The organism is Leisingera sp. ANG1, assembly GCF_000203975.2.
GTDB lineage: Bacteria > Pseudomonadota > Alphaproteobacteria > Rhodobacterales > Rhodobacteraceae > Leisingera.
In genome coordinates this window covers 285,200-300,207 of sequence record NZ_AFCF02000006.1, presented here as the reverse complement: position 1 = coordinate 300,207, position 15,008 = coordinate 285,200, and the positions used below count along the sequence as shown (strand labels likewise).

General features: G+C 61.1%; 17 protein-coding genes. 9 read left to right on the top strand and 8 right to left on the bottom strand.

Annotation, left to right across the window (positions count from 1 at the left end):
• The first annotated feature begins 343 nt into the window (after nt 1-343).
• From GC1_RS10930 to GC1_RS10900, 7 genes are read left to right on the top strand one after another with little or no spacing between them, the layout of a single operon-like run.
• Nucleotides 344-1,570 (top strand): glycosyltransferase, encoded by a 1,227-nt coding sequence (locus tag GC1_RS10930; RefSeq protein ID WP_019297215.1) that lies wholly within the window; start codon nt 344-346, stop codon nt 1,568-1,570.
• Nucleotides 1,567-2,811, top strand: coding sequence for a glycosyltransferase (locus tag GC1_RS10925; protein WP_019297216.1), 1,245 nt, complete (start codon nt 1,567-1,569; stop codon nt 2,809-2,811). The genes GC1_RS10930 and GC1_RS10925 overlap by 4 nt, the downstream gene beginning before the upstream one ends.
• A complete protein-coding gene (locus GC1_RS10920) occupies nt 2,811-3,905 on the top strand; it encodes a glycosyltransferase family 4 protein (protein WP_029204913.1) in 1,095 nt (364 codons plus the stop codon). Before GC1_RS10925 ends, GC1_RS10920 begins: the two co-directional genes overlap by 1 nt.
• A complete protein-coding gene (locus GC1_RS10915; protein WP_019297218.1) occupies nt 3,902-4,489 on the top strand; it encodes a histidine phosphatase family protein in 588 nt (195 codons plus the stop codon). The genes GC1_RS10920 and GC1_RS10915 overlap by 4 nt, the downstream gene beginning before the upstream one ends.
• Nucleotides 4,486-5,622: a glycosyltransferase family protein gene (locus tag GC1_RS10910; RefSeq protein WP_019297219.1), complete on the top strand. Its 1,137-nt coding sequence runs from the start codon at nt 4,486-4,488 to the stop codon at nt 5,620-5,622. The genes GC1_RS10915 and GC1_RS10910 overlap by 4 nt, the downstream gene beginning before the upstream one ends.
• Entirely contained in the window at nt 5,619-6,377 is a 759-nt protein-coding gene (locus GC1_RS10905) for a polysaccharide deacetylase family protein (protein ID WP_019297220.1), read from the top strand. The genes GC1_RS10910 and GC1_RS10905 overlap by 4 nt, the downstream gene beginning before the upstream one ends.
• On the top strand, nt 6,378-6,857 hold the full coding sequence (locus GC1_RS10900; protein ID WP_019297221.1) for a class I SAM-dependent methyltransferase: 480 nt from the start codon (nt 6,378-6,380) through the stop codon (nt 6,855-6,857). It abuts the gene before it with no gap.
• A gap of 72 nt (nt 6,858-6,929) precedes the next feature.
• Here GC1_RS10900 and GC1_RS10895 read toward each other — a convergent pair whose 3' ends face one another.
• On the bottom strand, nt 6,930-8,072 hold the full coding sequence (locus GC1_RS10895; RefSeq protein WP_019297222.1) for an alpha-D-ribose 1-methylphosphonate 5-triphosphate diphosphatase: 1,143 nt from the start codon (nt 8,070-8,072) through the stop codon (nt 6,930-6,932).
• Between the two features lie 50 nt (nt 8,073-8,122).
• On the opposite strand from GC1_RS10895, the gene GC1_RS10890 reads away from it, so the two are divergent.
• Nucleotides 8,123-8,806, top strand: a complete 684-nt coding sequence (locus tag GC1_RS10890) for a DUF1045 domain-containing protein (protein ID WP_019297223.1) — start codon at nt 8,123-8,125, stop codon at nt 8,804-8,806.
• On the opposite strand, the gene phnN is transcribed toward GC1_RS10890, so the two are convergent.
• The 7 genes from phnN to phnG all read right to left on the bottom strand — a co-directional run bounded on the left by phnN (nt 8,788) and on the right by phnG (nt 14,123).
• Nucleotides 8,788-9,348 carry a phosphonate metabolism protein/1,5-bisphosphokinase (PRPP-forming) PhnN gene (gene phnN, locus GC1_RS10885; RefSeq protein ID WP_019297224.1) on the bottom strand — a complete coding sequence of 187 codons (561 nt, stop codon included), beginning with the start codon at nt 9,346-9,348 and terminating at the stop codon, nt 8,788-8,790. The genes GC1_RS10890 and phnN overlap by 19 nt on opposite strands.
• Entirely contained in the window at nt 9,345-10,028 is a 684-nt protein-coding gene (gene phnL / locus GC1_RS10880) for a phosphonate C-P lyase system protein PhnL (protein WP_019297225.1), read from the bottom strand. Before phnL ends, phnN begins: the two co-directional genes overlap by 4 nt.
• A 10-nt stretch (nt 10,029-10,038) precedes the next feature.
• Nucleotides 10,039-10,809, bottom strand: a complete 771-nt coding sequence (gene phnK / locus GC1_RS10875) for a phosphonate C-P lyase system protein PhnK (protein ID WP_019297226.1) — start codon at nt 10,807-10,809, stop codon at nt 10,039-10,041.
• The gene (locus GC1_RS10870; protein ID WP_019297227.1) at nt 10,809-11,666 is read right to left on the bottom strand and encodes an alpha-D-ribose 1-methylphosphonate 5-phosphate C-P-lyase PhnJ; all 858 of its coding nucleotides are present in this window, start codon (nt 11,664-11,666) and stop codon (nt 10,809-10,811) included. The genes phnK and GC1_RS10870 overlap by 1 nt, the downstream gene beginning before the upstream one ends.
• A 315-nt stretch (nt 11,667-11,981) precedes the next feature.
• Nucleotides 11,982-13,082 (bottom strand): carbon-phosphorus lyase complex subunit PhnI, encoded by a 1,101-nt coding sequence (locus tag GC1_RS10860; protein WP_019297229.1) that lies wholly within the window; start codon nt 13,080-13,082, stop codon nt 11,982-11,984.
• Between the two features lie 4 nt (nt 13,083-13,086).
• Nucleotides 13,087-13,671 (bottom strand): phosphonate C-P lyase system protein PhnH, encoded by a 585-nt coding sequence (gene phnH, locus GC1_RS10855; RefSeq protein WP_019297230.1) that lies wholly within the window; start codon nt 13,669-13,671, stop codon nt 13,087-13,089.
• A complete protein-coding gene (phnG, locus tag GC1_RS10850; protein ID WP_019297231.1) occupies nt 13,671-14,123 on the bottom strand; it encodes a phosphonate C-P lyase system protein PhnG in 453 nt (150 codons plus the stop codon). Before phnG ends, phnH begins: the two co-directional genes overlap by 1 nt.
• A 107-nt stretch (nt 14,124-14,230) precedes the next feature.
• Here phnG and phnF point away from each other — a divergent pair, with 107 nt between their 5' ends.
• Entirely contained in the window at nt 14,231-14,944 is a 714-nt protein-coding gene (gene phnF / locus GC1_RS10845; protein ID WP_019297232.1) for a phosphonate metabolism transcriptional regulator PhnF, read from the top strand.
• Nucleotides 14,945-15,008: the final 64 nt, after the last annotated feature.

The following is a 15,008-nucleotide window of genomic DNA, read 5'->3' as shown; positions in this document are numbered from 1 at the left end:
GCCGTTGCGCAAATGGCGCGCACGCAAATTACCGTGCGCCTTGCAACAATGCCGCACGATTGCATGCACCCCGGCTCCGGGCTATACAAATTCAGATATCTGCCCAACGGGCGGACAGCCGCAATGCCGCGGCCCCGGCAGCAACCAGTCTGGACCGGAAGCGGCTGAAGAAAATACTGACCACGCCCTGCTGCAAATGGACACCGGGCGTGCAAATTGAGGCGGAAGATGGCCGAGCATGAAAGCACGCGCCCGGAGACGAGCGGCAGCAACGGTTGCCGTTTTTTCTCTGCCGCTGCTCCCTGGTGCCTGACCCTGTCCGGCAATCCTTTCAGGCAATGACATGACGGAAACAGGCATCCCCCATTCCCAGGCAGAATTCACCAGGCGCGGCCCCCGTATCATGTTCTATAGCCATGACACATTCGGGCTTGGACACCTGCGCCGGTCGCGGGCGCTGGCAGGTGCGATCACCTCAGCCGACCCTGACGCCTCGGCCCTTATCCTCACAGGCTCGCCGGTGGCAGGCCGGTTTTCCTTTCCGTCCAGGGTCGACCATGTACGTTTGCCCGGCGTAATCAAGCGTGCTGACGGCTCCTATGCGTCGCGCACAATGGGAATGAGCATTGAGGAAACTGCGGAGTTGCGCGCGGCCCTGATCCGTTCGACCGTCGAACAATATGATCCGGATGTGCTGGTCGCTGACAAAGAGCCGACAGGTTTTCGCGGCGAGCTAATGCCGGCACTCGATCTGCTGAAGACACGCGGGCGTTGCAGGATGGTTCTGGGCCTGCGGGATGTGCTTGATGAACCTGAAGTGCTGGCAGCCGAATGGGAGCGTAAGCACGCGGTAGAAGCCACACGTGATTTCTATGATGAGATCTGGGTCTACGGCCCTCGTTCCGTATACGATCCGACCGCAGGGCTGCCCTTCACGCCGGAAATGCAGGCACGCATGCATTGGACCGGCTATTTGCGCCGCGATCTTGGCCAGGTTGGGGAACCGCCCGAGCAACCCTACCTTTTAGTCACGCCCGGCGGCGGCGGTGATGGCGAAATGATGGTTGATCTGGTACTGTCTGCCTATGAGGCCGACCCGGACCTCTCTCCCCGTGCGGTTCTGGTTTACGGTCCTTTCTTGTCCGGAGAGACCCGTGAGGATTTCGAAGAACGCGTTGCCCGCCTGAATGGCCGCGTCACCGCAGTTGGTTTTGAATCCCAGATTGAAACCCTGTTTGCCGGCGCAAAGGGCGTTGTTTGCATGGGAGGGTACAACACCTTTTGCGAGGTTCTTTCTTTTGACAAGCCAGCAGTGATTGTGCCCCGTACGACACCACGGCTGGAGCAATGGATACGCGCCAGCCGGGCTGAAGAGATCGGCCTCACTACAATGCTGGACGAAACCCGTGATGGATGGACAGCACCAGCATTGGCCAAGGCGATCCGTGCGCTGGCAACACAGCCTCCTCCCTCTGCCGCCGGCTCTGAAGGCTTGCTGGACGGGCTGGACTATGTGACCCGGCGCGTTGCATCGCTGCTTCAGGACACCCGCAAAGAGGCCGCCGAATGAACACTGCCCGCCCGCCGCTTGCGGTGGTGGTCAAGGGCTGGCCGCGCCTGTCCGAGACCTTCATCGCGCAGGAGCTGGTTGCCCTTGAGGCAGCTGGCCATGACTTTGAAATCTGGTCGCTGCGCCACCCGACCGACATTAAGCGCCATCCCTTGCACAGGCAGCTGAAGGCCAGGGTGAACTACCTGCCAGAGTATCTGTACGAGGAACCGGATCGGGTCTGGCGCGCCCGTGCTGCCGCACAACAAATGGTGGGTTACGAAGAGGCATACCAGATCTGGCGCGCCGACCTGCGCCGGGATGCAACCCCCAACCGCATCCGCCGGTTTGGCCAAGCCTGTGTACTGGCAGCAGAGATGCCCGATGAGGTGCTTGGCCTGTATGCGCATTTCCTGCACACGCCTTCTTCTGTCGCCCGTTACGCAGCGATCATGCGCGGTCTGCCATGGAGTTTTTCGGCCCATGCCAAGGACATCTGGACCTCGCCAAACTGGGAGATCCGCGAAAAGCTTTCCCGGACCCATCATGGTGCCGCCTTCGGCGCCACTTGCACCGGATTTGGCGCCAGACACCTGCAGGCAATGGCTGACACACCTGACCGGGTCGATCTCGTATACCACGGGCTGGACCTTACACGCTTTCCCGCTCCACCGGAACGTCAGCCGCGCTTGCCCCAGGACCCGGTTCACTTCATGTCTGTCGGACGCCTGGTCGAGAAAAAAGGTTTCGACAGGCTGATCGCTGCGCTGGCCTTGCTGCCTTCAGGCCTTGACTGGCACTGGACCCACATCGGCGGAGGCGGGCTGGGCGACTTGCTGCAGGGCATGGCCGAAGACGAAGGCATTTCCGATCGCATTACCTGGCGCGGTGCTTGCGACCAGCCTGAAGTGATAGAGGCCATGCGGTCCTCGGACCTGTTCATTCTGCCCAGCCGGGTAGCCGCAGACGGCGACCGCGACGGACTGCCCAATGTCCTGATGGAAGCGGCATCGCAAACACTTCCGATCCTTTCGACCCCTGTGTCGGCGATTCCTGAGTTCATAGACCACGGCATCCACGGTCTGCTTAGCGAAGACAGTCCGGAGGCGCTTGCCGAAGCGATGCTCTATGCTGCCCGCCAGCCGCAGAAGCTTGCTGAGATGGCGAGTGCCGCCCTTGCACGCTTGCGCACAGATTTTGGCATGGACCCCGGCATTACGCAGCTTTCCAAGCGGCTGAATGCAATGCTGCAGTGCGATTGATGGCGGTGCTGCCCGGAACGGGAAAACGGGTCGCCTTTTACGCCCCGATGAAGCCGCCTCACCACCCTGTGCCCTCCGGTGATCGTGAAATTGCCCGCAATTTGATTGATCTCATGAGCTCGAGCGGCGCCGAAGTGCAACTGGTGTCAAACATTCGGACCTATGACAAACACGGCGATACCGAGCTGCAAAGCAATCTGCGCTCACAGGCAGCAATCGAATCCAGCCGCCTAATTGAAAAAATGCAGGAGGCGGACCTCTGGGTCACTTATCACAACTACTACAAAGCGCCGGACCTGATCGGTCCTGTCGTGGCGCACGCCCGCGGCATACCCTACGTGCAAATCGAATCTACCCGCGCAAAAAAAAGGCTGACTGGCGGCTGGGAGCACTTCGCCAAGGCAGCCCATGCCGCAGCCGATGCTGCCGCCGCGATTTTCTATTTCACTGAACAGGACCGCTTCGCGCTGGAACGCGACCGGTTCGGCAATCAGACAGTGGCACCTCTCCCTCCCTTCCTACCTCTTAGCGCACTGCCTGCTGCGTCCTCTCTGGACGGGCCGATGCTGGTAGCAGGCATGATGCGCGCGGGCGATAAACTTGCCTCCTACAGCATTATTGCAGAAACGCTTGCCCATCTGCCGGGCGATTGGCGTTTGGACATTGGCGGCGACGGCCCGGCCCGGCCCGAAATCGAGGCGCTGATGTCTCCCTTTTCGGATAGAGTTCGCTTTCTTGGCCAGCTCAGCCGTGCAGAACTGGCCAAGGCCTATGAAAATGCAAGCCTTTTTCTGTGGCCTGGCGTCAATGAGGCCTTTGGAATGGTTTTTCTTGAGGCGCAAGCCCATGGCCTGCCGATCGTTGCCCAGGACCGCCCTGGCGTTCGGGATGTATTGCTCCCTGGTCACTACCCAGCTGCCGAGGAGGGAGGAGAGGCTCTTGCGTCGTTTGCTGGCCAGCTGCTTGCAAACCGCTCTCTGCGCACTCAGACTGCCCTGAAAGCCCGCACGCATATTGCAAACAGGCATCTTGCGCCTGCCGCCGCCAAGCGGTTCTGGGATACCGTTCTGCCACTGATGGAGCCTTCTGAGTGATCCGTCTTGCCCTATTACGACATGGCCACACCGCCTGGAACCGCGCTGGCCGCATCCAGGGCCGCAGCGATATCCCGCTAGATGACGCGGCCCGGGCGGAGCTGCGCGGCTATGCTCTGCCCGCGGAGTGGAAGCAAGCAATGCTCTGGTCCAGCCCGCTGATGCGCGCAGCAGAAACCGCTCTGCTTGTCGCCGGACACCCTCCCCGCACCTCACCTGAGCTGACAGAAATGAACTGGGGCGATTGGGAAGGCCTTCGTGGCGCGGACTTGAAAGCAGACCCAAGCAGCGGTTTCCGCGATATCGAGAGCTGGGGTTGGGACTATCGCCCGCCCGGCGGGGAAACTCCAGCAGAGGTCTGGTCCAGGATCGCGCCCTGGCTTAGCGGGTTGACCCAGGACGCTCTTGCCGTCTGCCACATCGGTGTCATGCGGATGATTTTGGCGCGAGCGCATGGCTGGGACTTCAACGGCCCTGCCCCATTTCGCATTAAACGCAACCGCCTGTTCGTCGTGGAAGTTGACGAGACAAACCTCATACCTTGGGCAAACCCGGTGCGGCTGCTTCGCAAGGATGACTCATGAAAGTCCTGATTGCCGTCACGCACCTGCTGGGTACCGGCCACTTGTCCCGCGCGCTGACATTGGCCCGGGCTTTCGACGCGGCAGGCCATAAAGTGCAGATTGCGTCTGGCGGGTTTCCTGCGCCGCAGCTGAGCGCCGAGGGAATCGAGCTGATCCAGCTGCCACCGCTGCGTTCGGATGGGTTGGATTTCACACGGCTTATGGCGGACGATGACGCGCAGGCAGATGAGGCATATCTGGCCCGCCGCCAATTGGCCCTTTGCACTGCGCTGCGAGACCTGCAGCCTGACGTCTTGCTCACAGAGCTCTACCCATTTGGGCGCCGCTCCCTGCGCAGGGAGTTCCTCGCCCTCCTGGAGGCCGCTCACGCGCAGCCACTGCGGCCAGTTATCCTGTCATCCATCCGCGATATCCTCGCGCCGCCCTCCAAACCGGAGAAAGCGGAAAGGGCAGATGCAGTCGTCGCAAAATATTATGATGCGGTGCTGGTCCATTCCGACCCCGCTGCCACCCGGCTCGAGGCCAGCTGGCCGGTCTCCGGTTCGCTTGCAGCCAAACTGCGCTACACCGGTTATGTGGCCCCTCCTGCCGCGGGCCCGCACCCGCAGCAGGCAGGAACTGGAGAAGTTTTGGTAAGCGCAGGCGGCGGCAATGTTGGCACACCGCTCTACCGTTGTGCCTTGGATGCTGCAAGGCTGATGCCGGACACCTCCTGGCGGCTGCTGGTAGGCGGATCAGATGCAGAGATGCGCATTGCGGAGTTTGCCAGGACCGGCTCCCCAGCCCTGCTGGAACCCGCCCGCAAAGATTTCCGCCAAATGCTTTGCCACGCGGCCGCCTCTGTCAGCATGTGCGGTTACAACACCACGCTAGATCTTTTGCAGGCAGGCACGCCTGCCGTCTTGGTGCCGTTCGACGCTGGAAACGAGACCGAACAGGGCCTGCGTGCTGCCAGCCTTGCTCCACTGGACGGCATCAAAGTACTCAAGACGGCAGAGCTCTCTCCCGAAACGCTATGCACTGCGGTCAAGGCGGCAATGCAGGCTCCGCCGCGGCTAGCAGGCGGTTTCAGGTTTGACGGAGCCGCCCGGAGCGTGGAGATTGCCGCAGAGCTTGCAGGAGGGCGAGTATGACGGCGGATTGGAGCAATCTGGACCGGGAGTTGGATCACTGGCAAGAAGCGGGAATGACGCTGCCCCTGTGGTGGCGGGACGACGATGCGATGTCACATTCCGCCGAGCTTGAACGGTTGGCAGCGCTCTCAGAAGACCTTGATCTGCCGGTGCATTTGGCCGTGATCCCGCATGGCGCTACACTTGATTTGGCCCGGTTTATCGCAGAGAACCCGTCGCTCATCCCGATCGTCCACGGCTGGGCGCACCAAAACCACGCGCCTGCAGGCGAAAAGAAGGCCGAGTTCGGTGCTCACCGCCCGCTGGAGGAGCTGCTGGACGACGCTGAGCGCGGCCTGACCGCATTGCAGAAGATGTTTGGCAGCAGCCTGCGGCCGATGTTCGTTCCACCGTGGAACCGGATTTCGCCGGACCTGCTGACTTGGCTGGCGGGTGCGGGTTTCACTGCGGTTTCGACGTTCACACCGCGCAAGGCTGCCAAACCCGCCTCTGGCCTCTTGCGGGTGAATGCACATCTGGATCCGGTTGACTGGAAAGGCAGCCGCGGACTTCTGCCACCCGAGCAGCTGATCAAGCAAGTGGTTCGCCAGCTGCGTGACCGGCGCCTTGGTGATGCAGACAATGCGGAACCTTATGGGCTCCTCACCCACCACCAGGTGCATGATGAAGCTATCTGGTCTTTCATCAGCGCACTGGCTGGAAGACTGCTGGCTGGTCCGGGAGAGGCCTGGATTTATGACGAGAGGATGTCCTGAATGAGCCGTCTCGATTCCATGCTGCGCCGCCTGACCGCCCAGCGTGACGGCCTGAACTGGGCCGCGAAGCAAATCAGTGCGATGGATGGCGATGTTCTGGACATGGGGCTCGGCAATGGGCGCACCTATGACCACCTGCGCGAAATCCTTGGCAGCCGAAGAATCTGGGTGATTGACCGGATTTTGCAATGCCACCCTTCCTGCGTGCCGCCAGAGAAGGATTTTCTGCAGGGCGAAGCAAGGCCGATGCTGGAGCGGCTCGCCACTGAAGGCCGCAAGATAGCCTTGGCGCATTATGATTTCGGTTTTGGCGTCAAGGAGAAGGACGTCGCCGAGGCCACAGCCCTGTCGCCAGCAATTGCCCGGGTCATGGTGCCGGGCGGAATCATCGTCTCAGGTCAGCCGCTATCCGGGTTCGAGAAACTAGGCGGCCCCGAAGGCATACCCGCGGGGCGCTATATGTTTTACCGCGTCAACTGACGCCAGCGCTGCCCGGCGCAGGGCCGGGAAACGCTGGGCACGCGCGCTTCAACCGCCCCTGGCGCAGTCCATTCAAGCTACCCGCAGGCCGCGCGCCCAAACCCCGCGCAAAGCCGGAGTGCCTGATTTGAGGCCGAACCGGATCAGGTCGGCACGCTTGCCAGTCTCCAACCGTCCCCGGTCGTCTAGCCCAACCGCTGCGGCAGGTGCATGGGTCACGGTGCCCATCCCCCGCGCCATATCCCCCCACAGGCTGCCCAGCTTGGCTGCCGCCATCAGCAGCGCCGCAGGCACATAGTCAGACGATAGAATGTCCAGCAGTTCCAGCTCCGCCAGTTCCTGCGCTGCCACATTGCCGGAATGCGAGCCTCCGCGGACCAGGTTCGGTGCCCCCATCACGACCCTGATGCCATAGGCGTGGCATGCTTGTGCGGCTTCTACCGTGGTCGGAAACTCGGCTAGGCGGATGCCATGTTCCGCGGAGACAGCCACCTGAGCCGCGGTGGTATCATCATGGCTTGCCAGCACAGCACCAAACCGCTTTGCAGCTTTAACAGCCTCCGCTTCGTGCAAGGCCCCATAAGTTTCTTGCAGCTCCATCAAATGCGCGATGTGGGCGTGGAATGCAGCGTCATCAAAGCCGTGTTTTCCCTTTACGTACTGCTCCAGCTTGGAGAGGTCCCGGAACTGGCGCTGCCCCGGTGTGTGATCCATAAGCGAGACCAGCCCGACACGGTCGCCTTCTCCAAAAGTATTCAGCTCCTCCACCAGGGTATCAGTGCAAACCTCTGCCCGAAGATGCAGGAAGTGGGAGATTTTCAGCGCATCAGCAGCCCGCAGCTCCAGAAGCTCCGATGCCAGCTGCCGGGCATAAGCGCCATAACGGCTTTCGCGGCGACTGATCGACCCGACGCGCATGGCGTCAAAAACTGTGGTGATGCCGGTACCAGCAAGCTCTGCGTCATGGGCAATAATTGCGCTGGCATGCGGCCAGCCCACCTTTGGGCGTGGCTGGATGTGGCGTTCCAGGTTGTCCGTGTGCAATTCCACCAAACCTGGACTGACGTAATCTCCTGCGCAGTCCACAGCACCAGCCGGCACCGACCGTCCTTCGGAAATGTCTGCAATCACACCACCAGCGATTTTCACACTGCCGGCTCGGATCTCACCCGGCAGTACCAAAGCAGCATTGGCAAGGATCATCTCTTCTGTCATCTGAACTTCACATCTTTCGAGCTATGGAAGGCCACGTTTAGGAGGCCAATGTGACATTCACGCGATACGCGATCTATTACGCCCCACCCGCGGAAATGGAGTGGAGCCGGTTTGCCGCCAGCTGGCTCGGCTGGGATATTGAATCGGGTGCTGAGCTGCCCCATCCGGCCGTGAATTATCTGGACATTGGCGAGATCACGGATGTGCCGCGCAAATACGGATTGCATGCAACGATGAAACCGCCGTTCCGTCTTGCCCCAGGCCAGTCCGCCGTTTCGCTGGAATCGGCTTGCGAAACCTTCGCCGCGGCTCAGAAACCTGTCATCCTTGATGGCCTTCATCTGGCCCGCCTTGGCCGTTTCCTGGCCTTGTGTCCAACCGGAGACCAAACGGCGCTGAAGGTCCTGGCCGCGGCCTGCGTCACGGAACTCGACGCGTTTCGAGCTCCCGCTTCCGAGGCCGAGCTGCAGCGCCGACGGGCTGCGGGCTTGACGCCCGTGCAGGACGAGAACCTCTCCCGATGGGGCTACCCTTATGTTCTGAACCAGTTCCGGTTTCACATCACCCTCACAGGTAAGCTGCCAAAACCAGAACTGCCTGCCGTCGAAACCGCGCTGGAGACGCATCTGCTTCCGTTGCTGCCTGCGCGCATTGTGATCCGCGATCTGGCGTTGGTCGGCGAGGCAAAGGACGGCAAGTTTCATCTGATCCACCGCTACGCCCTCTCTGGCTGAAGGGCTGCCAGCGCAGCGTTCACCGCAGCGCTCAGGGAACCGCTGTTGTCGATCTGATGGACACGGTTCAGTCCTGTCGGCAGCGGGCTGACGGCGCGGGCAAGACGCCGCTGCACTTCATCCCTGTCTTCCCGCCCGCGGGAAGCAAGCCGGTCTGCCAGCACCTCAGGGCGTGCGGTCACCGACAGCACAATAAAATCTCCAAATTTTTTCTGGGCCTCCAGCAGCACAGCCCGGGAAAGGTTCACCAGTACTCCGCCCGCGCCCTCACGCAAGCTTTCAATGTCGCGGGAAATGCCATAGTGCAGCCCATGCGCCCGCCAGTGCAGCGAAAAAACACTGTTTCCGGCCAGGGCGGAGAACTCTGCTTCTGATACCGCCTGATAATTCTCACCTCCCGCCTCCGGCGCACGGGTGATCACCCGGCGCATTAACCGCAGCTGTGGGCCAGAAACAGCAAGAGCGGACATGAGGCTGTCCTTGCCAACCCCCGACGGTCCAACCACAGCGATAACCGGGCCTTTCTTGGCTGATACGCTCATGCCGCTGCCCTGGGAGAAAATTCAGTGACGTCCACAAAGCGATCACAAACCTGTTCACGTGCTGCTTCATCGTGGAAGATCCCAATGATCGCCGCTCCGCGCGCTTTTGCTTCCTCAATCAGCGCCAGCACTGTGGCTCGGTTCCGGGTATCCAAACTAGCCGTTGGTTCATCCAGCAGCATTGCGGGATAGTCATAAGCAAATCCGCGCGCGATGTTCACCCTCTGCTGCTCACCGCCGGAAAACGTCGTCGGGCTCAACCCCCATAGCCGTTCCGCGATATTGAGCTGTGTGAGCAACGAAGCAGCCTTGCTGCGTGCCTGATCCACCGGTGTGCCAACGGACAGCAGCGGTTCTGCCACCACATCCAGAGCAGGTACCCGCGGCACTACCCGCAGGAACTGGCTGACATAGCCCAGCGTCTCACGCCGCAAGGCCAGGATTTCGCGAGGCTCGGCCTTGGCAACATCGACACAGCCGACCATGACACTGCCGGAAGCAGCAAGGTAGTTGCCGTAAATAACCCGCATCAGGGTTGACTTGCCGGCCCCGGACGCTCCGGTCAATCCGACACACTCTCCGGGTTTCACACTCAGCGTGGCGTGTTGCATCACTGGGATCACCGCGCTGCCTTGATTGTGCAGCGTGAAGCTCTTGCATACATTCTTCAGTTCAATCATCACCCTACCCTCAGACTTGAAGCACACTGGAAACCAGCAGCTGGGTGTAGCCATGCTGGGGGTCGTCCAGCACTTGATCTGTCAGCCCGGTTTCCACCACATGGCCGTTCTTCATCACCATCAGACGGTCTGCCAGCAGGCGCACCACCGCTAGGTCGTGCGTCACGATGATCGCGCTCAACCCCATTTCCCGCACCAGGCCACGCAGCATATCCAACAGCCGCGCCTGAACCGAAACATCGAGGCCGCCGGTCGGCTCGTCCATGAAGACAAGCCGTGGGCCGGTCACGAGATTTCTGGCTATCTGCAGCCGCTGCTGCATACCTCCGGAAAAAGCCGAAGGTCTATCGTCAATGCGGCTTTCAGAGATCTCTACCCGGCCCAACCAATCAGAGGCCTGTTCCCGGATCGTGGCGTAGTGGCGGTCCCCCACAGCCATCAGCCGCTCGCCGATGTTGCCGCCTGCGCTGACTGACATCCGCAGCCCGTCGCGGGCATGCTGATGCACAAACGCCCAGTCGGTGCGGGAAAGCATCCGCCGCTCTGGTTCGGACATGGTGACGGTATCCAGTGGCCCGTCAACTCGGGTGTTGAATATCACTTCACCCCGGTCTGGCGTTAGATCCCCCGCCAGGCAGTTCAGAAGGGTTGATTTACCGGATCCGCTTTCGCCAACGATGCCCATCACTTCGCCGGGGTGCAGATCAAAGCTCACATTTGCGCAACCGATCATTGCTCCGTAGTTTTTTGCAACGCCTTTTACTTGCAGCAAAGGTATCATCACGCTGCCTCCTCACCCAATTGGCCAACCTGACCAGCTTCGCGCCGCGAACGGCAATAGTCGGTGTCCGAGCAGACAAACATCCGGTTGCCCGCATCATCCAGGATGACCTCATCCAGATAGCTGTCTTCTGCCCCGCAGAGGCCGCATGGGTGATCTGCCTTGCTGGCCTGAAACGGATAATCCTCGAAATCCAGCGACACGACCTGCGTGTAAGGCGGAACTGCATAAATGCGTTGCTCCCGGCCGGCTCCGAAAAGTTGGATTGCTGGCATCTCCATCTTGGGATTGTCGAACTTCGGGATCGGCGATGGATCCATCACGTAACGCCCCTCCACCTTCACCGGATAGGCATAGGCTGTGGCGATGGCACCATGTTGCGAGATGTCCTCATAGAGCTTCACATGCATCAGCCCGTATTCCTGCAAGGCATGCATTTTTCGGGTTTCAGTCTCACGCGGCTCCAGAAAGCGCAGCGGCTCCGGGATCGGCACCTGGTAGACCAGGATCTGATCCTCCGTCAGCTCCGCTTCCGGAATCCGGTGCCGGGTTTGAATGATGCTGGCTTTTTTCGTCTCCTCAGTGGTCGCAATCCCCGCCGTCTTTTCGAAAAACTTGCGGATTGACACCGCGTTCGTGGTGTCGTCCGCCCCCTGGTCGATCACCTTCAGCGTATCGTCCGGAGTTAGAGTCGCGGCAGAGACCTGCACACCGCCGGTGCCCCAGCCATAGGGCATCGGCATCTCGCGGCTGGCAAAGGGCACCTGATAGCCCGGCACCGCCAGCGCCTTGAGGATCGCCCGGCGGATCATCCGCTTGGTCTGCTCGTCAAGGTATGCAAAGTTGTAGTCAGACATCTTGACCTCGAACTAGAATTTTGTGGCTCATGCCGGATAGGAGCGCTGAATTCCGATGGAAGACACTCTCGGTTATTTCTTGGCGGTTGGGCTTGGCGTCCTGCTTTGGGCTCTCGTGCGCATTTTTCGCACTTTGCGCGCAGGCGGCTATGACCACGCAGTACGCCGCCCATCTGGGCATAATCACACGAGTATTGACCCGGTTGATGCAAGCCTTGCGTCCCATGGCCCTGGCTCTGGCCGTCCTTGGAGCCAAGGCCACGACAGCGAAGGATTCTCCGGAGGTGACACAGGCGGCGGTGGAGGCGACTAAGCTCATTCTGCTGCCTCCTTTGCCGCCAGCGTCTCAGCAAGCTCTGCCGCTTCCCGGCGCAGCTTACGGACCAGTTCCAGCTCGGATTGAAAATCCACATAATGGGGCAGCTTGATGTGTTCTAGAAAGCCGGTGGCCTGAATGTTGTCGGCGTGGCTCAGGACAAATTCCTCATCCTGCGCAGGCGCGCCAGAATTGTCCTCGCCCAGTTCCTCCCAGCGCAGTGCACGGTCGACCAGCGCCATGGCGATCGACTTGCGCTCTGACTGGCCAAAGACCAGACCATAGCCGCGGGTGAACTGCGGCGGCACCGTCTTGGAACCCTTGAATTGGTTCACCGTCTCGCATTCGGTCAGCTCCACTTCGCCGATTTCGATGGCAAACCCCAGTTCCGGGATTTCCATCTCGACAGGTACAGTGCCGATACGCAGTTCGCCGACAAACGCATGGTTGCGGGCATAGCCGCGCTGGGTGGAGTAAGCCATGCCGAGCAGGAACCCCTCGTCACCCCGGGTCAGCGACTGCAGCCGCACCGCCCGGCCCGCAGGGAAGGACATCGGTTCACGTGTCAGATCACCCGGCACCGCGTTTGAGGCGGGCTCCTGTTCAATAATGCCCTCACCCTGCAAGAATCCGGTGATATGCGGCGTGGCTTGTGTGCGAGTTTCCGCAACCGGCGCCTCCGCAACGTCGCCCTCAGCCGCTAATTTGAAGTCCAACAGACGGTGAGTGTAGTCGAATGTCGGTCCCAGAACCTGCCCTCCCGGCGCATCCTTAAAGGTCGCCGAAATCCGCCGGTCGCAAGACATCTCTCCGGTCTCCACCGGCTGCGAGCACCCAAACCGCGGCAGGGTGGTGCGGTAGGCCCGGATCAGAAAGATCGCTTCGATTAGATCCCCTCGTGCCTGCTTGATCGCCAGCGCAGCCAGATCAGGGTCAAATAAAGACCCTTCTGCCATCACCCGGTTCACCGCCAGGCTCAATTGCTCGCGGATCTGGGCAATCGAAAGTTCGGACACTTCCTTGTCACCGCGGCGCTCCTCGGCCAGCCAAGTATGGGCGTTTTCGATGGCGCGCTCACCGCCTTTGACTGCAACATACATGGGCTCAGGCCTCCGCAGCGACAAAGGTTGAGCGCGGCAGCCCTGCCACCTGCGAACCCGCAGTGAAGAAAAAGTCCATTCCCAGCGGGTAAAGAGCCGCATTGTTCTGGAACGCCGCCAGTTCTGGCAATTGCATCCGGATGGCGCTCCTGATCCCGGGACCATTCAGCACCGCGTTGGGCATAGCAAAGCCAGGGGTTTCAACAATCAAAGTGGCTGAACGGTCAGGGTATTCCGGGGTGCCGATGCGGAAGCGGTTCAGCGGCAGCAGCGCGTCCCAGCTACCTAGCGCGAAATCCGCGTGCTCCGCCGGGACAACCGGCGCGCCCGTGTGAAACGTCAGCCAGCCGCGCAAGGCGTCCGTGTCTACGTCCGGCGCCAGATAGACGCCGGTTTCCGGATCGCAAAGTGTCAGCAGCAGACTGCCTGCCGCAATTGAGATCCCCTCGGGCGGTTCGGCACCAGTGATATCCTGAAGCTTACCGGGCCTGGCCATTGCATTCATCGCCGCGCGGAAGGCATGTGCCGCAGCCACCGGTGGGTTGCTGAAACCGCCCGCATAGATGGCATTGTGGGATTGAATGCTCATTAGTCCTCTCCCCGCACCATGGTGAAAAATTCGACCTTTGTCGCTGCCGCCTTGGCGGCGCGGGCGTCTTTCTGCGCCTGCCGTTCCGCGGCCAAGGGTGCCAGCACCGCTACGCGCAAGCTCGCCGCCGCATCGGTCTGCATCAGCGCATCGACCTTGGCGGCAATTTCTGCCTTGGCCTTGCTGCGGCCCTGCACGCAGCCGTGGCCAACGGTGCCGTCCTCCAGCGAAAGCGCGCAGCGAGTGACAGTCATCTCACCCAGGTTGAAGGGCGCGCCGGACCCGCCCATGCGGCCCCTCACCATAATGCCGCCGACCTCAGGCGCGCGCAGAAAAACGCAGTCGGGATCTGCCCCGCAGTCCCGCCATAGCTCAGTCAGTCGGACCTCGCTGGCAGAAGCCAGAAGGCTCATCCAGCCCTTTCGGTCCTCTGCAGAAAAAGTGGTCTTCATTTGTCCATGCCTCTTGGCTAGGTTGTCTATATTTCCTATACAACTATACAAATGTTACCTGAGTCGCCCTGACCGGCGCAATCCAGGAGTTGTGAAAGTTCCGTGACATGGCCCGCACCCCCGTTTGGAAATCCATCGCCATTGCCCTGACCGACGACATTGCGCAGGGCCGCTATGAAACCGGCGGCAAGCTGCCTGCTGAGGCGCAACTCGCAACCCGGTTCGGCGTGAACCGCCATACGGTTCGCCGGGCGCTGGCGGAGATGAGCGAACAGGGCCTCGTGCATTCCCGCCGCGGCGCGGGGGTGTTCGTGGCGGCGAAGCCGACCGATTACCCGATTGGCAGGCGTGTGCGGTTCCACCAGAACCTGACACGCGAGGGCCGCAGCCCGGCCAAACAGATCCTGACGCTGGAAACCCGTGCGGCATCCGCCCGTGAGGCCAAGGCACTGCAACTGGACCCGGGCGCCGAGGTACATGTTTATGACGGGTTATCGCTGGCGGACGGTCAGCCCATTGCCCTGTTCCAAAGCATCTTTCCCGCAGACCGCTTTCCCGGCATTCTAGACGCCCTTCAGGAGCAGCGTTCGGTCACCGCGGCGCTGCAGAAATTCGGGGTTGGGGATTACACCCGGATCGAGACCCGGATCACCGCCAAGCTTGCCACGGCCACTCAGGCGCTGCACCTCAGGATCGCCGAAGGAAGCCCAATCCTGCGCACAACAGGCGTCAATGGAGATCCGCAAGGGCGGCCAGTCGAGTTCGGCCGCACCTGGTTCGCCGGTGACCGGGTGACCCTTACGGTAGGCGGCGAAAGCTGAGGGCGCTTTCCGTCAGCAGCAAGAAAAGCCCCCGCCAAAGGCAGGGGCTCCGTTTATCCAGATC

What these genes read in the sequence shown, in the direction of transcription:
- GC1_RS10910 (WP_019297219.1), top strand. Translation starts at nt 4,486, where the DNA reads ATGAAAGTCCTGATTGCCGTCACGCACCTGCTGGGTACCGGCCACTTG.
- phnN (WP_019297224.1), bottom strand. Translation starts at nt 9,348, where the DNA reads ATGAGCGTATCAGCCAAGAAAGGCCCGGTTATCGCTGTGGTTGGACCG.
- GC1_RS10895 (WP_019297222.1), bottom strand. Translation starts at nt 8,072, where the DNA reads ATGACAGAAGAGATGATCCTTGCCAATGCTGCTTTGGTACTGCCGGGT.
- GC1_RS10900 (WP_019297221.1), top strand. Translation starts at nt 6,378, where the DNA reads ATGAGCCGTCTCGATTCCATGCTGCGCCGCCTGACCGCCCAGCGTGAC.
- GC1_RS10920 (WP_029204913.1), top strand. Translation starts at nt 2,811, where the DNA reads ATGGCGGTGCTGCCCGGAACGGGAAAACGGGTCGCCTTTTACGCCCCG.
- GC1_RS10905 (WP_019297220.1), top strand. Translation starts at nt 5,619, where the DNA reads ATGACGGCGGATTGGAGCAATCTGGACCGGGAGTTGGATCACTGGCAA.
- GC1_RS10870 (WP_019297227.1), bottom strand. Translation starts at nt 11,666, where the DNA reads ATGTCTGACTACAACTTTGCATACCTTGACGAGCAGACCAAGCGGATG.
- GC1_RS10930 (WP_019297215.1), top strand. Translation starts at nt 344, where the DNA reads ATGACGGAAACAGGCATCCCCCATTCCCAGGCAGAATTCACCAGGCGC.
- GC1_RS10925 (WP_019297216.1), top strand. Translation starts at nt 1,567, where the DNA reads ATGAACACTGCCCGCCCGCCGCTTGCGGTGGTGGTCAAGGGCTGGCCG.
- phnF (WP_019297232.1), top strand. Translation starts at nt 14,231, where the DNA reads ATGGCCCGCACCCCCGTTTGGAAATCCATCGCCATTGCCCTGACCGAC.
- GC1_RS10860 (WP_019297229.1), bottom strand. Translation starts at nt 13,082, where the DNA reads ATGTATGTTGCAGTCAAAGGCGGTGAGCGCGCCATCGAAAACGCCCAT.
- phnH (WP_019297230.1), bottom strand. Translation starts at nt 13,671, where the DNA reads ATGAGCATTCAATCCCACAATGCCATCTATGCGGGCGGTTTCAGCAAC.
- phnG (WP_019297231.1), bottom strand. Translation starts at nt 14,123, where the DNA reads ATGAAGACCACTTTTTCTGCAGAGGACCGAAAGGGCTGGATGAGCCTT.
- phnL (WP_019297225.1), bottom strand. Translation starts at nt 10,028, where the DNA reads ATGATTGAACTGAAGAATGTATGCAAGAGCTTCACGCTGCACAATCAA.
- phnK (WP_019297226.1), bottom strand. Translation starts at nt 10,809, where the DNA reads ATGATACCTTTGCTGCAAGTAAAAGGCGTTGCAAAAAACTACGGAGCA.